The organism is Pseudomonas sp. zfem005 (genome assembly GCF_032621735.1).
Taxonomy (GTDB): domain Bacteria; phylum Pseudomonadota; class Gammaproteobacteria; order Pseudomonadales; family Pseudomonadaceae; genus Metapseudomonas; species Metapseudomonas solani.
Genome location: NZ_JAVYJE010000010.1, coordinates 139567 through 152485 on the forward strand (window position 1 = coordinate 139567; position 12919 = coordinate 152485).

Genomic DNA, 12919 nt, shown 5'->3' on the forward strand with positions numbered 1-12919 from the left:
TGTGAAATTTGTATGACGACTGGGTGACAGCCCCGGCGCCCGTGGCCGGGGCGGGGGGATTCAGGCCTGCGGCAGGGCCTTCTCGCCGCCTTCTCGCACCCAGAACAGGGTGGCGCCGGCGACGGCGGCGGGCATCATCACGATGTTGACGAAGGGGATCAGCAGCGCCAGGTACACCGAGCCGCCGAAACCCAGGCTCTGCCAGCGCTTCTCGCGCAGCCAGGCGAGCATTTCGTTCCAGCCCAGCTTGTGGTTGTCCGCTGGGTAGTCGATGTACTGCACCGCCATCATCCACACGCCGAAGAGGAACCACAGCGGTGTCGCCACCAGGTTCACCCCGGGGATGAAGCTGAGGATCAGCAGGCCGATGGCCCGTGGCAGGAAGTAGCCCAGCTTGCGCAGTTCGCGGCCGACGGTGCGCGGCACCATGGCGGTGAGTTCGGCCCAGCTGAAGGGGGGGAAATCATCCTGGCCACGCACCACCACTTCCACCTTCTCGGCGAGGAAGCCGTTGAAGGGCGCGGCGATGATGTTGGCGATCATGGTGAAGCTGAAGAACACCATCAGCAGCACCAGGATCACGAACAGCGGCCAGATCAGGTATTCGAGAAAGCTCGCCCAGCTCGGCAGGCTGGGCATGAAGGCTTCGACCCAGCCGCTGAACTGCTGCATGGCGAAGCCGATCAGGGCGATGAACAGCACCAGGTTGAGGGTCAGCGGCAGCAGCACGAACAGGCGCAGGCCTGGGCTGAGGATGAGTTTCAGGCCTTCGCCGAGGTATTGCGGGCCGGACAGGGCGGGGGCGGGCATCGAGGGCTCCAGAGAGTGGACATGGCGCGACCTTACCGGCTTTGCGTGACCGGTAAAAGCGCCTGAGTCGCGCTTCCCACCGAGCGATAGGACGGCCCTATGGTCGGGATAAGGAATACACATTTCCCGGCCCCCGGGGCGCTCGGTAGCCTTGCCAGCAATTTCGGGGCTCCGGCAGTCGCCAGGCCGGCCCCACCGGTTCGCGAGATCGCTGCATTCCTGAAAGCCTTCCCCAAGTGCCCGCAGCGATCTCCTTTTATTTCACGAGGTGTCATCCATGTCCGCCACGCGCCATTCACGGGTCATCATCCTCGGCTCCGGCCCCGCCGGTTACAGCGCGGCCGTCTATGCCGCGCGCGCCAACCTCAAGCCGCTGCTGATCACCGGCATGCAGGCCGGCGGCCAGCTGACCACCACCACCGAAGTCGACAACTGGCCCGGCGACCCCCATGGCCTCACCGGCCCGGCGCTGATGCAGCGTATGCAGGAGCACGCCGAGCGCTTCGAGACCGAGATCGTCTTCGACCACATCAATGCCGTGGACCTGGCCGGCAAGCCCTTCACCCTGCGCGGTGACAGCGGCACCTACACCTGCGACGCGCTGATCATCGCCACCGGCGCCAGCGCCCGTTACCTGGGGCTGCCGTCGGAGGAACGTTTCATGGGCAAGGGCGTGTCCGCCTGCGCCACCTGCGACGGCTTCTTCTACCGCAACCGCGAAGTGGCGGTGGTGGGCGGCGGCAACACCGCCGTGGAAGAGGCGCTGTACCTGGCCAACATCGCCAGCAAGGTGACCCTGGTGCACCGCCGCGAGACCTTCCGCGCCGAGAAGATCCTCCAGGACAAGCTCAAGGCGCGCATCGCCGAGGGCCGCATCGTGCTCAAGCTCAACGCCCAGGTGGATGAGGTGCTGGGCGACGACATGGGCGTGACCGGCGTGCGCCTGCGCAACCACGACGGCAGCGCCGACGAGCTGAAGGTGGACGGCCTGTTCGTCGCCATCGGCCATACGCCCAACACCTCGTTGTTCGAGGGCCAGCTGACCCTGCGCGACGGCTACCTGGTGGTCAACGGCGGCCGTGACGGCAACGCCACCGCCACCAACATCCCCGGCGTGTTCGCGGCGGGCGACGTGGCCGACCATGTGTACCGCCAGGCCATCACCTCGGCCGGTGCCGGCTGCATGGCGGCGCTGGATGTGGAGCGCTACCTCGACGAGGTCTGAGGAATCCGGCTGTCCGGGTGTTGAGCCTCGCCGCGCTCGGCGCCAGCCTACGGTTGCTCGTCATCCACGTGAACAAAAAGCCCCGCTTCGGCGGGGCTTTTTCATGGCGGGGGATTCACACCAGTGTGCTGATGGGTAGCTCGTCCAGGGTCAGGGTGCGGGCGGCGAGGCGCAGGAACTGGTCGCTGGCCTTGAGCACCAGGCCGTTGCGGTCGAGGGCCAGCTCGCTGCTGTGGCGGCCCTGGGGTTCGCAGCGGTAGAGGGTCTGCTCCCCTTGCTGGCGCAGGCATTGATAGCGTTGGCCACGGGCCTGCACGGCGAGGCTGGGCAGGTCGATGAAGGCGACCTGGAGCGCTTCGCTCTGGCCGCATTCGAGGGCGCTGCGCTGCAGGATCGGTGTGTGGGTGAAGGGGCTGGCGGAGAGCAGCACGTGCTGGCAGGCGTCGAGGTCGCCGCGCGGCTGGCCGTCCAGGCGCCACTGGCCACGGATATCACGCTGCAGGCGCAGGCTGCTCTGGCCGTGGTTGTCGACCTTTATCCACAGGCTGCGGAAGCGCCAGCAGGGGTCGTAATCGAGCACGTAGGTGGCGGCGAAACTCTGCCCGCCGGCGCTCAGCATCAGGTGGCTGCTGGCATGAATGCCCGCGCCATCGACATGCAGGCGCAGGTTTTCGATGCCGGGGTTGGTCCAGGGTTTCCACACGAGGGTCTGTTGCATCCATGCGACTCCGAAACTGCACGGGAAGGGGAAACGCACAACGGGCGTATATGCGTAGGACACCGTCCCTGGTGTTCCCGTTACGTCGCGCAGGATACGTTGTTCCCTTTGTGACGTATGTCAGCCTTTTCTGACAGATGAGCGGCGTTGCGAGCGCCGTTCCGGCCCGTCTCAGGCCTTGCGCTTGAGCGGTTCGCCGTCGAGGCGCACACCGGCCAGGCCGGTTTCCATCAGGGCGCGGATGTTGCCGTGGTCACTGCCTTCCGGGGTCGCGAGCACCGCGCGGTAGTGCTCGCCGAAGGCCAGCAGCGCTTCGTCCAGGCCCAGGCCTTCGAGCAGGACCAGGCCGAGGGTCTTGCAGGAGCCCTCGTTCTGGCCGGCGGCGTTCTCCACCTTGCCGTTGACGAAGGCGGTGGGCTGGTAGTCGTAGCCCTCGGCGATGAACGCCAGGGTGTCGGCGAAGGCGTGCTGGCCACTACGCAGGCGGGCGCGGAAATCGATCAGGGTCATTCTTTGTTCGCTTTGTTGAAGGCCGCTTGCTGCTCGGCACTGGCTTCTTTCTGGTACTTGGTTTTCCACTCGGCATAGGGCATGCCGTAGATCTCTTCGCGGGCCCGGTCCGGGGTGACCTCGACACCGAGGTCGTCGGCGGCGGCCTTGTACCACTTGGACAGGCAGTTGCGGCAGAAGCCGGCGAGGTTCATCAGGTCGATGTTCTGCACGTCCGGGCGGCTGCGCAAATGCTGGACCAGCTGGCGGAAGGCGGCGGCTTCGAGTTCGAGGCGTTCTTGCTCGTTCATCGCAGGTTCTCCTGGGCTCGGGATGGCGGGGCGTCGGGATGATATGAGCGGCTCCCGGCGGCGGCAATGCCCGGCGAGTGGCCGGGCATCACGGGTTCTGTCAGCGGTGGCCGGCGAGGGTGATGGACACCGATTCGGCGAAACGCAGGGCGTGGGGCTTGTCCACTTCCACTTCGGCGTAGCGCACGCTGGGGTTGGCCATGACCAGGTCGAGAATCTCCTGGGTCAGGCGCTCCAGCAGGGCGAAGCGGTTCTCTTCGACGTGGCGGATGATCGCCTTGGTGATGGTGCGGTAGTTCAGCGCGTGCTCGATGTCGTTGCCTTCCACGGCCTCCACGGCGGGGTAGAGGATGGTCAGGTTGATCAGCACGTCCTGCTTGTTGAGGATCTCTTCTTCCTTGATCCCGATGAAGGTGCGCAGGCGCAGGTCCTTGACGCGGATTCGCGCCATTCCGGGCTCCAGTCGCGGCATTGTTACTTGCTCCGTCCAATCAGTTGCAGGAATTCGTGGCGGGTGGTCGAGCTCTCGCGGAAGGCGCCGAGCATCACCGAGGTGAGCATCTGCGAGTTCTGCTTCTCCACGCCACGCATCATCATGCACATGTGCTGGGCCTCGATGACCACGGCGACGCCGGCGGCGCCGGTCACGCTCTGGATCGCCTCGGCGATCTGCCGGGTGAGGTTCTCCTGGATCTGCAGGCGCCGTGCGAACATGTCGACGATGCGCGCCACCTTGGACAGCCCCAGCACCTTGCCGGTGGGAATGTACGCCACATGGGCCTTGCCGATGAAGGGCAGCAGGTGATGCTCGCAGAGGGAATAGAGCTCGATGTCCCGCACGATGACCATCTCGTCGTTGTCGGACGCGAACAGCGCACCGTTGACGATCTCGTCCAGCGATTGCTCGTAGCCGTGGCACAGGTAGCGCATGGCCTTGGCGGCGCGCTTGGGGGTGTCCAGCAGGCCTTCGCGCTGCGGGTCTTCGCCCAGGCCGAGAAGGATTTCCCGGTAATGGTGGGGCAGTTGTTCGCTCATCGATGGTTTCCTCGCGGCCGCCTCACTTGAGGTGACGGCCACCGTTCAGTGTCAGGGTGGTGCCGGTGACGTAGGGGTTGTCCAGCAGGTAGCGCAGGCCCTGGTAGACCACCTCGGCGCCCGGCTCGATGCCCAGCGCGGATTTGGCCAGGGTCTTCTCGCGGTACGCCGCGTCGTCGTTGTCGTTGAACATCACCAGCGCCGGGGCGATGCCGTTGACCTTGATGGCCGGGGCGTAGCGCGCGGCGAAGGAGAGAGTGAGGTTGTCCAGCCCGGCCTTGCTGGCGCAGTAGGCGATGCGCTTCTCGCTGCCCTTGCGCGCCACGTCGTCGCTGATGTGGACGATGTCGGCCGGGCCGCCGTGGCGCAGCAGCGGCTCGGCGTGCAGGTTGATCAGGTAGGGCGCCAGCATGTGCACGCTGAACATCCGCTGGAAGGCCTCGGCCTCCTGGCCGGGGGCTTCGGTGAGCCAGTCGGAGGCGTTGTGCACGATGGCCCGCAGGCGCGGGGTGGCGGCCTTGAGACGTTCGATGAAGGCGAGGATCCCGGCTTCGTCCGAGAAGTCCGCCGCGATCACGCAGGCCCCGCGCTCGCGCAGGCGGTGCACGCCGTCGCGCTCGGTGCGGTAGCTGATGATCACCGGCTGGCCGTCGTCCAGCAGGCGCTCGGCGCAATGCAGGCCCACGCGCTGGCTGGCACCGGTGATCAGGATGGGAGCGGCCGAAGGGCTCATGGGGGCCTCGAGGCAGGACGATGCCCGGGGTGGGGCGGAATGCTGAAAACTTATACCAGATGCCCGTATTTGTACAATTGTTGGCGCCGCAAAAATGCGGATTCCGACTGAGATTTCAGTCAAGGCCTTGATTTATGTGGGGTTATAGAGACGTTGGGCGCGTTTCGTGGTTGTACAGGTGTCGCTTCTGTACAACCTTTGTGACGTTATCGCGAGGGAGCGGTGGCGCCTGGGCGGCGGGCGCGGGGTGCTGGTGCGTTGAGCCAGAGGGCCAGCAGGCGGGTGGACAATGGGATGAACCAGTAGGTCATCAGCGGCGTCAGCGCCAGGGTGCTGAGGAGGATGCGCAGGACCAGCGGCAGGTCGGCCAGCCAGGGACCGAAGCACAGGTTGAAACCCAGCGATACCGGGAAGAACGCCAGCCAGATGGCCACGCTCTGCTTCCAGCGTGGCGGGCGGCGATCGGCACTGCCGAACCAGGCGTCCAGGCCCAGGGCGCGGTGTTCATGGGGCTGCTCGAAGAGGCCGGCGCCGCGCTCCAGCCAGGCGCGGCGCGAAGCGGAGTGCTCCCAGGCCGACAGGGTCGACTCGTCCGCAAAGCGGAAGATCATCTGGAATTCGTCGTCTTCGGGAGGCGGCGCGAGCACGCCGGAGCCGAGGTAGCCGGGGAAGTCGGCAGCCAGTTGCTCGCCTTCGCGCAGCCAGGCCATGAAATCGGAATAGCGCTCGCGGGAAACGCGGCGCGCCACCATGAGGGTGACGGGGTCGGCAGACATCGTGTATCTCCACTGAACGGGCACCCGGCCGGGTAGGCGGGGCGCGAAACGCAGCCCGGGGTGATGGGCTGCGTATTCGAAGAGGCAAGGATTATTCCGGATTCGCCAAAAATCTCCAGGGGTACGTCTCCTCGCGGGTTGCAGGCGGACAGCCGGTCGCTGGCGCCGCGTTGGCTGGCGCCCGTTGCACCAGGCAGGTGCGCCCGCCCGTCAGACATGCATTCGAGCGCGAGGCCCGTGCTGGGTTAAACTCAGGCGCATCGTCCATCCACCGCAGCCGATCATGATCGAACCCGCCGCCGCCCCTCAGGCCGATATCGCCATGCAGCAGGAAGAACTGTTCCCCATCCGCGAGGTTTCCCGCCTCACTGGCGTCAACCCGGTCACCCTGCGTGCGTGGGAGCGACGCTATGGCCTGATCAAGCCGACCCGCACCGACAGCGGCCATCGCCTCTATTCCTTCGCCGACATCGAGGCGGTGCGCAACATCCTCGCCTGGATGGATCGCGGCGTGGCGGTGAGCAAGGTGGGCACCATCCTGGCCCGCAGCGCCCAGGCCAAGGCACCGGCGGTGCCGGCCTACCAGGGCGTGGCGAGCGCCGAGTGGGTCGAGCTCCAGGCGCAGCTGCGCCGGGTCCTGGCCAGCTTCGACGAAGCAGGCGTGGAACGTCTCTACGGCCAGGTGTTCTCCACCTACCCGGTCCCGGTGGCGTTCCAGGATGTCCTGATGCCGGTGTGGCGCGACCTGTTGCTGCGTCAGGACGAATACGGGGCGGCCAGCGAATGGGCCTTCCTCGACGCCTTCCTGCGCGCGCGGGTGCTGCAGCGGCTGCAGCTGGCGCGCAATCTCGCGGGTGACCGTGTGCTGCTGGCACCCATTCCCGGCGAATGCCGTGAGCTGGAGCTGCTGGTGGCCGGCCTGCTGATGGGCAGCGATGAGGTGGCAGTCAGCGTCCTGGGGCTCGAGCAACCCCTCCAGGAGCTGGCGCTGGTCTGCGAGAAGATGCGGCCCCAGGCGCTGGTGCTGTTCTCCAACCACCCGCCGCAGGACGATGCGGCCAGCCGCCTGTCACGTCTCGCCCTGACCCTCGATTGCCCCCTGGCCCTGGCCGGTGAGGCGGCGGACCTCCTGGGAGACAGCCTCGATGGCTCGCCCGTTGCCTGCCTGGGCAGCGACGGTCGCTCGATGCAGCGGCGTCTGGCGCAGTTCCTTGCGGGGCACCTGGACACCTGATTGGATGCGTGTTTAAAAATTGTCGATGCGATTCCTGTACAAAACAATTTTATGTACAAGAATTGGCTGTGAGCCTTCCAACTGCGCAACCGGCCGCCAACGCGTCCCCCTCCTTGTTCCTCTTCGGCCGCCGGTCTTTTATTCCCACAAGGCGCCCCGCCTCGCGCGGGGCGTCTCGTTCCGGCTCGGCAGCTCAGCCCTTGGCCGCCAGCTCCGCCTTCAAGGCCGCCACTTCCGCCTCCAGTTCGCGGACACGCTGCCGTGCCTCGATCTCGGGCGTGACGTTCTTCTGGATGCCGATGAAATAGGTCAGCTGGTCACCCTCGTTGAACACCGGGGTGATGGACAGCTCGTTCCAGAAGGGGCTGCCGTCCTTGCGGTAGTTGCGCACGATCTGCCGGCACGGTTCGCCCTTGCGAATCGCCTGGCGGATGGCGGCGAGGGCGACCTGGTCGCGGTCCTCGCCCTGCAGGAAACGGCAGTCCTGGTAGAGGATGTCGTCGCGGGCGTAGCCGGTGAGTTGCTCGAAGGCGCGGTTGGCGTAGATGAGGATGTTGTCCTCGCCCTCCTGCTCGGCGACGACAATGCCGTCGTTGGACGCGTCGATCACCAGTTGCAGCAGCTTGGCGTTGATCATGTAGGGGCTCTCGGTTCGGTGGCTCCGAGATTCTAAGACATCGGCCCAGGCTTTCCACTTGCGGCATAATGCGCGCCGTTTGCCAACGTTTCAGGAGTTGTCATGAAAGTCGCCATTCTCTCCGGGTCGGTGTACGGCACCGCCGAAGAAGTCGCTCGCCATGCCGAGCGCCTGCTCAAGGCCGCCGGTTTCGAGGCCTGGCACAAGGCCCACATGGGGCTCGACGAGCTCAAGGCCTTCGCCCCGGACGCCTTCCTCACCGTGACCTCGACCACCGGTATGGGCGAGCTGCCGGACAACCTGCTGCCGCTGTACCACAGCATCCGCGACCAGCTTCCCGACTGGCGCGGCCGCCCCGGTGCCGTGCTGGCCCTGGGTGACTCCAGCTATGACGTGTTCTGCGGCGGCGGCGAGCAGGTGCGCGAGCTCTATGCCGAGCTGGGCATCCGCGAAGTGGTAGAGATGCTGCGGGTGGATTCCAGCGAAACCGTCACCCCGGAAGTCGACGCCGAGCCCTGGATCGCCGAGCTCATCCAGGCCCTGCGCAGCGCCTGACCTTCCCCCGACACGCGGCCCGGTCAGCCCCGGGCCAGCGGTCCCTTCTCCCGCAGCAGCGCCAGCCAGGCCTGCGCCGCATTCGACAGATAGCCCCCGCGCCGCCAGACGAAGGCGATGTCCCAACGCAGGTCCGGTTCGCGCAACGGCAGCCGGACGATGCCTGGGCGCTCCAGGTGCCGGGCGACGATGCGCGGCAGCAGCACCACGCCCTGGCCGGCCGCCACCAGCGCCGCGAGGAAATCCGCCTGGCCGCTGCGCCCGGCTTCCCGTGGGGTGAAGCCGGCCTGCTTGCACGCCTGCAGCAGGCGGTCGTTGAGGGTGAAGCTCTGCTGGTAGAGCAGGAAGGCCGAGTCGGCGAGCTGGGCCAGGGCCAGGCTCGGCTGGTCGTGCAGCGGATGCTCGGCCGGCAGCAGCACATCCAGCGGTTCGTTGCAGAACGGCTGGTGATCGAAGGCCGGGTCGCTGGGAGTCAGACCGCCGCTGAGCTCCAGCTCGCCCTGGAGGATCGCCTGCTCCAGCAATTTGCTGCCGCCCTCGGCCAGGTGCACGTTGATGTTCGGGTAGCGCCGGCGGTATTCGCTGAACAGCTCGGCGAAGAGCACCTCGCCCCCCAGCAGCGGCAGGCCCAGGCGCAGCTCGCCGCGCTGCAGCTGGCTGAGGTCGTGCAGCTCGCTCTGCAGGTCCTGGCGCAGGCGCAGCATCTCCTCGGCGCGGCGCAGCACCAGGGCGCCGGCTTCGGTGAGGCGCAGGTGCGGGCCGTTGCGCTCCAGCAATTGCACGTCGAGGCGCTGTTCGAGCTGGGCCACCTGCTTGCTGATGGTCGACTGGGTGGCATGCAGGGCGCGCCCGGCCTGGGTGAAGCCGCCCTGGCGGACGACTTCGACGAAGCTGCGGAGCTGGTTGAATTCCATCGCTGTATTCCAATATCGAATGGCTGCAAGTCGAACAATTCGCTTTTGGGATGATAGGCGCGGTTCTAAGCTGGTGGCCAGTTCCGGAGTCACCCGCCATGCCCCGTCTCATGCACCTTTCCCGCCTCTGCCTGCAACTCGCCGTGCTCATCGGCCTGTACCTGCTCGGCTGCCAGATCGCCGCCTGGCTGGCCTGGCCGATTCCGGGCGGCGTGATTGGCCTCGGCCTGCTGCTCGCCGCCTTCGCTAGCGGTCGGGTGCAGCCGGGCGCCCTGCAACTGGGGGCCGGCCTGCTGATGGCGGAGATGCTGCTGTTCTTCATCCCTGCGCTGATGAGCCTGCTGGACTACGGCGCCCTGCTGCGCAGCGAGGGCTGGCGCATCCTCCTGGTGATCGGCGCCAGCACGCTGTTGGTGATGCTCGCCACCGCGCTGACCGTCGAATTCGTCTGCCGCTGGAGCGATGGCCGTGAACATTGAACCCATGTCCTGGTTCTGGCTGGCGCTGACCCTGGGCGGCTACCTGCTCAGCCGCTGGCTGTACCGGCGCAGCGGGCGCTACCTGCTGTCGCCGCTGATCCTGGTGCCGGCGCTGCTGCTGGCCGTGGCGGTGCCGCTGCACACCGGCTACGCCGAATACTCCGGCGCCACCCACTGGCTGATGCTCTTGCTCGGCCCGGCCACCGTGGCCTTCGCCGTGCCCATCTGGCAGCAGCGCGCCTTGCTGGCGCGGCATTGGCCGGCGCTGTCGCTGGGCATGCTCATGGGCAGCACGGTGGCCATCGCCAGTTCCTGGTGGCTGGCCCATGCGCTGTCCCTGGAAACCTCGGTGAGCCTGTCGCTGGTGCCGCGCTCGATCACCACGCCCTTCGCCATGCCGCTGGCCCAGGGGCTGGGTGGCGTGCCGGAGCTCACGGCGGTGTTCGTGATGATCACCGGCGTCTTCGGCGCCCTGGCCGGCAGCCTGCTGATCCGCTGGCTGCCCCTGCGCAGCACCCTGGCGCGGGGCGCGCTGTTGGGCGTTGGCGCCCATGGCGCGGGGGTCAGCCGGGCCCAGGAAGTGGGCCGCGAGGAAGGCACCGTGGCCGGCCTGGTGATGGTGCTGATGGGCCTGCTCAACCTTTTCGCCGCGCCCCTGGTGGCCGTCCTGTTGTGACTCCTGCGGTCATTCGGATGGCTGCCAAGGCGACTATCGGATCGCCACGCCCTCGCTAGACTCCTGGGTCATCGCACACAACAAGAACCGAGGTGATCACCGTGACCGCTGCCCAATCCCTGCACCCGAACGCCGTCAAGAACCAGGTTTCCGCCGCCGAGTGGCAGACCCGCGTCGACCTCGCCGCCTGCTACCGGCTCATCGCCCTGTACGGCTGGGACGACCTGATCTTCACCCACATCTCCGCCAAGGTGCCCGGCACCGAAGACTTCCTCATCAACCCCTACGGGCTGATGTTCCACGAGATCACCGCCTCCAGCCTGGTGAAGGTGGACCACTCCGGCAAGAAGCTGATGGACAGCCCCTACGACATCAACCCGGCCGGCTACACCATCCACAGCGCCGTGCACGAGGTGCGTCACGACGCCAACTGCGTGCTGCACATCCACACCGCCGCCGGCATCGCCGTGTCGGCACAGAAGCAGGGCCTGCTGCCGCTGTCCCAGCAGTCGCTGTTCGTGCTCGCCAGCCTGGCCTACCACCAGTACGAAGGCGTGGCGCTGAACCACGAGGAGAAGGCCCGCCTGCAGGCCGACCTGGGCAACGCCAACTTCCTGATCCTGCCCAACCACGGCCTGCTCACCGCCTTCGGCAGCATCGCCGACGCCTTCCTCGGCATGTTCACCCTGCAGCGCGCCTGCGAGATCCAGGTGATGGCCCAGAGCGGCGGCGCCGAACTCATCCACATCCCGCAGCAGATCCTCGACGGCGCCCGGGCGATGATCGCCGGCGTGATGAAGACCTCCCAGGGCATGGGCGGCTCGCTGCCCTGGCCGGCGCTGCTGCGCAAGCTCGACCTGCAGAACCCGGGATACGCCGACTGATGGCCCTGCCGGGCATTCCCCTGGGCGACTGGCGCGCCCAGGGCCGCGACCTGCTGTTCCATCGCCACCGCATCCGTTACTGGGAAGCCGGTCAGGGCGAGCCGCTGCTGCTGATCCACGGCTTCCCCACGGCCTCCTGGGACTGGCACTACATCTGGGGCCCGCTGGCCGAGCGCTACCGGGTGATCGCCTGCGACATGCTCGGTTTCGGCGATTCCGACAAGCCCCGTGGCCACGACTACCGGCTGCTGGAACAGGCCGACCTGCAATTGGTGCTGCTGCGTCACCTGGGCATTGCGGGGCCGGTGCACCTGCTGGCCCACGACTACGGCGACAGCGTCGCCCAGGAGCTGGTGGCGCGGCACCACGAAGGGCGCTGTGCCCTGGGCAGCTGCGTGTTCCTCAATGGTGGTTTGTTCCCCGAGACGCACCGCCCGGTGCTGGTGCAGAAGCTGCTGCTCAGCCCGCTGGGGCCGCTGATCGGCCGGGGCTTTTCCCGCGCCAAACTGGGGGCGAACTTCGGCAAGGTGTTCGGCCCCGCGACCCAGCCCAGCGAGGCGGAGCTGGACGACTTCTGGAGCCTGATCGCCCAGCAGCAGGGGCCGCATGTCATGCACCGTTTGATCCGCTACATCCCCGAACGCCGCGAGCAGCGCGACCGCTGGGTGGCCGCCATGCAGAAGGGCGGGCTGCCGCTGCGGGTGATCGACGGCGCGGTGGACCCGATTTCCGGGGCGCACATGGTGGCGCGCTACCGCGAGCTGATCCCGCAGCCGGATACGGTGCTGCTGGACGGCATCGGCCACTACCCGCAAACCGAGGCGCCCGAGGCGGTGCTGGAGCATTACCTGGCCTTCCGCCAGGCCCTGGAGGCACGTTCGTGAACCGTCGGCAGCTACTGAAATTCACTGCCCTCGCCGGTGTGGCCGGCGCCGGGGCGGGCTTCTGGGCGCTGCCCCGTGGCCTGAGGCCCGGCACCACGGACCTCACCGACGCCCAGCGGGTATTGGCGGGCCTGGTCGACAAGGTGCTGGTGAGCACCCGTGGCTGGAACCCGGCCGAAGTGTTCAACCACTGTGCCCAGAGCATCGAGTACTCCATGAGCGGTTACCCCGAGCTCAAGCCGGCCTGGTTCCGAGGCAGCGTCGGGCCTGTGGCCTTTGGCCTGTTCACGGCGCGCGGGGCCATGCGCCACCCGCTGGATGAAGCCATCCCCGGTGCCCGGCCCCTGGATGCGCCCGCGTCCCAGGCCGAAGCGCTGGGCCGCCTGCAACTGGCCTTCGCCGACTTCGCCGCCTACCAGGGCGAGCTCAAGGCGCATTTCGCCTACGGCGCGCTGAGCCATGAGGACTACGCCCGGGCCCATGTCATGCACTTGTACGACCACCTGAGCCTGATCCACCTGGCCTAAGGCCACGCCCAGTATCCGAGCCATCCGTCAGC

Annotated in this window: 18 protein-coding genes; 8 read left to right on the plus strand and 10 right to left on the minus strand. The window is 67.2% G+C overall.

Annotated features, from left to right (window positions below):
- Positions 1 to 60: 60 nt before the first annotated feature.
- A complete protein-coding gene (cysZ, locus tag RTW82_RS22415) occupies positions 61 to 810 on the minus strand; it encodes a sulfate transporter CysZ (protein ID WP_021217037.1) in 750 nt (249 codons plus the stop codon).
- A gap of 277 nt (positions 811 to 1087) precedes the next feature.
- Here cysZ and trxB point away from each other — a divergent pair, with 277 nt between their 5' ends.
- On the plus strand, positions 1088 to 2035 hold the full coding sequence (trxB, locus tag RTW82_RS22420; RefSeq protein ID WP_184487421.1) for a thioredoxin-disulfide reductase: 948 nt from the start codon (positions 1088 to 1090) through the stop codon (positions 2033 to 2035).
- A 115-nt stretch (positions 2036 to 2150) separates the two neighbouring features.
- Here the strand turns inward: trxB and RTW82_RS22425 are convergent, their stop codons facing one another.
- The 7 genes from RTW82_RS22425 to RTW82_RS22455 form a co-directional block, all read right to left on the minus strand.
- The gene (locus RTW82_RS22425; protein WP_316926524.1) at positions 2151 to 2753 is read right to left on the minus strand and encodes a putative glycolipid-binding domain-containing protein; all 603 of its coding nucleotides are present in this window, start codon (positions 2751 to 2753) and stop codon (positions 2151 to 2153) included.
- Between the two features lie 171 nt (positions 2754 to 2924).
- Positions 2925 to 3263 (minus strand): HopJ type III effector protein, encoded by a 339-nt coding sequence (locus tag RTW82_RS22430; RefSeq protein WP_021217034.1) that lies wholly within the window; start codon positions 3261 to 3263, stop codon positions 2925 to 2927.
- Positions 3260 to 3553, minus strand: coding sequence for a DUF1244 domain-containing protein (locus tag RTW82_RS22435; RefSeq protein ID WP_021217033.1), 294 nt, complete (start codon positions 3551 to 3553; stop codon positions 3260 to 3262). Before RTW82_RS22435 ends, RTW82_RS22430 begins: the two co-directional genes overlap by 4 nt.
- A 100-nt stretch (positions 3554 to 3653) precedes the next feature.
- Positions 3654 to 4025 carry a dihydroneopterin triphosphate 2'-epimerase gene (gene folX / locus RTW82_RS22440; RefSeq protein ID WP_031286921.1) on the minus strand — a complete coding sequence of 124 codons (372 nt, stop codon included), beginning with the start codon at positions 4023 to 4025 and terminating at the stop codon, positions 3654 to 3656.
- Positions 4026 to 4027: 2 nt separating this feature from the next.
- Entirely contained in the window at positions 4028 to 4588 is a 561-nt protein-coding gene (folE, locus tag RTW82_RS22445; protein WP_021217031.1) for a GTP cyclohydrolase I FolE, read from the minus strand.
- 22 nt (positions 4589 to 4610) lie between these two features.
- Positions 4611 to 5321, minus strand: coding sequence for a dihydromonapterin reductase (folM, locus tag RTW82_RS22450; protein WP_316926525.1), 711 nt, complete (start codon positions 5319 to 5321; stop codon positions 4611 to 4613).
- A 206-nt stretch (positions 5322 to 5527) separates the two neighbouring features.
- Positions 5528 to 6097 (minus strand): antibiotic biosynthesis monooxygenase, encoded by a 570-nt coding sequence (locus RTW82_RS22455; protein ID WP_021217029.1) that lies wholly within the window; start codon positions 6095 to 6097, stop codon positions 5528 to 5530.
- Positions 6098 to 6380: 283 nt separating this feature from the next.
- On the opposite strand from RTW82_RS22455, the gene RTW82_RS22460 reads away from it, so the two are divergent.
- On the plus strand, positions 6381 to 7331 hold the full coding sequence (locus RTW82_RS22460; RefSeq protein ID WP_043239916.1) for a MerR family transcriptional regulator: 951 nt from the start codon (positions 6381 to 6383) through the stop codon (positions 7329 to 7331).
- Between the two features lie 193 nt (positions 7332 to 7524).
- Here RTW82_RS22460 and RTW82_RS22465 read toward each other — a convergent pair whose 3' ends face one another.
- A complete protein-coding gene (locus RTW82_RS22465; protein ID WP_021217027.1) occupies positions 7525 to 7968 on the minus strand; it encodes a PAS sensor domain-containing protein in 444 nt (147 codons plus the stop codon).
- A gap of 102 nt (positions 7969 to 8070) precedes the next feature.
- Here RTW82_RS22465 and RTW82_RS22470 point away from each other — a divergent pair, with 102 nt between their 5' ends.
- Positions 8071 to 8523, plus strand: a complete 453-nt coding sequence (locus RTW82_RS22470) for a flavodoxin (protein ID WP_184487426.1) — start codon at positions 8071 to 8073, stop codon at positions 8521 to 8523.
- A gap of 23 nt (positions 8524 to 8546) precedes the next feature.
- Here RTW82_RS22470 and RTW82_RS22475 read toward each other — a convergent pair whose 3' ends face one another.
- Positions 8547 to 9437, minus strand: coding sequence for a LysR family transcriptional regulator (locus RTW82_RS22475; RefSeq protein ID WP_184487427.1), 891 nt, complete (start codon positions 9435 to 9437; stop codon positions 8547 to 8549).
- Between the two features lie 98 nt (positions 9438 to 9535).
- Here RTW82_RS22475 and RTW82_RS22480 point away from each other — a divergent pair, with 98 nt between their 5' ends.
- From RTW82_RS22480 to RTW82_RS22500, 5 genes are all read left to right on the plus strand, one after another.
- Positions 9536 to 9916, plus strand: a complete 381-nt coding sequence (locus RTW82_RS22480) for a CidA/LrgA family protein (RefSeq protein ID WP_021217024.1) — start codon at positions 9536 to 9538, stop codon at positions 9914 to 9916.
- Positions 9906 to 10592, plus strand: coding sequence for an LrgB family protein (locus RTW82_RS22485; protein WP_271658968.1), 687 nt, complete (start codon positions 9906 to 9908; stop codon positions 10590 to 10592). Before RTW82_RS22480 ends, RTW82_RS22485 begins: the two co-directional genes overlap by 11 nt.
- A 101-nt stretch (positions 10593 to 10693) precedes the next feature.
- Positions 10694 to 11476, plus strand: a complete 783-nt coding sequence (locus RTW82_RS22490; protein ID WP_031286918.1) for a class II aldolase/adducin family protein — start codon at positions 10694 to 10696, stop codon at positions 11474 to 11476.
- Complete coding sequence (locus RTW82_RS22495; RefSeq protein WP_316926526.1) at positions 11476 to 12360, plus strand: alpha/beta hydrolase; 885 nt, start codon at positions 11476 to 11478, stop codon at positions 12358 to 12360. Before RTW82_RS22490 ends, RTW82_RS22495 begins: the two co-directional genes overlap by 1 nt.
- Positions 12357 to 12887: a DUF1569 domain-containing protein gene (locus tag RTW82_RS22500; protein WP_316926527.1), complete on the plus strand. Its 531-nt coding sequence runs from the start codon at positions 12357 to 12359 to the stop codon at positions 12885 to 12887. Before RTW82_RS22495 ends, RTW82_RS22500 begins: the two co-directional genes overlap by 4 nt.
- The last annotated feature ends 32 nt before the right edge of the window (positions 12888 to 12919 follow it).

Coding starts and splice junctions, on each gene's coding strand:
- cysZ (WP_021217037.1), bottom strand. CDS start 810: ATGCCCGCCCCCGCCCTGTCCGGCCCGCAATACCTCGGCGAAGGCCTG.
- trxB (WP_184487421.1), top strand. CDS start 1,088: ATGTCCGCCACGCGCCATTCACGGGTCATCATCCTCGGCTCCGGCCCC.
- RTW82_RS22425 (WP_316926524.1), bottom strand. CDS start 2,753: ATGCAACAGACCCTCGTGTGGAAACCCTGGACCAACCCCGGCATCGAA.
- RTW82_RS22430 (WP_021217034.1), bottom strand. CDS start 3,263: ATGACCCTGATCGATTTCCGCGCCCGCCTGCGTAGTGGCCAGCACGCC.
- RTW82_RS22435 (WP_021217033.1), bottom strand. CDS start 3,553: ATGAACGAGCAAGAACGCCTCGAACTCGAAGCCGCCGCCTTCCGCCAG.
- folX (WP_031286921.1), bottom strand. CDS start 4,025: ATGCCGCGACTGGAGCCCGGAATGGCGCGAATCCGCGTCAAGGACCTG.
- folE (WP_021217031.1), bottom strand. CDS start 4,588: ATGAGCGAACAACTGCCCCACCATTACCGGGAAATCCTTCTCGGCCTG.
- folM (WP_316926525.1), bottom strand. CDS start 5,321: ATGAGCCCTTCGGCCGCTCCCATCCTGATCACCGGTGCCAGCCAGCGC.
- RTW82_RS22455 (WP_021217029.1), bottom strand. CDS start 6,097: ATGTCTGCCGACCCCGTCACCCTCATGGTGGCGCGCCGCGTTTCCCGC.
- RTW82_RS22460 (WP_043239916.1), top strand. CDS start 6,381: ATGATCGAACCCGCCGCCGCCCCTCAGGCCGATATCGCCATGCAGCAG.
- RTW82_RS22465 (WP_021217027.1), bottom strand. CDS start 7,968: ATGATCAACGCCAAGCTGCTGCAACTGGTGATCGACGCGTCCAACGAC.
- RTW82_RS22470 (WP_184487426.1), top strand. CDS start 8,071: ATGAAAGTCGCCATTCTCTCCGGGTCGGTGTACGGCACCGCCGAAGAA.
- RTW82_RS22475 (WP_184487427.1), bottom strand. CDS start 9,437: ATGGAATTCAACCAGCTCCGCAGCTTCGTCGAAGTCGTCCGCCAGGGC.
- RTW82_RS22480 (WP_021217024.1), top strand. CDS start 9,536: ATGCCCCGTCTCATGCACCTTTCCCGCCTCTGCCTGCAACTCGCCGTG.
- RTW82_RS22495 (WP_316926526.1), top strand. CDS start 11,476: ATGGCCCTGCCGGGCATTCCCCTGGGCGACTGGCGCGCCCAGGGCCGC.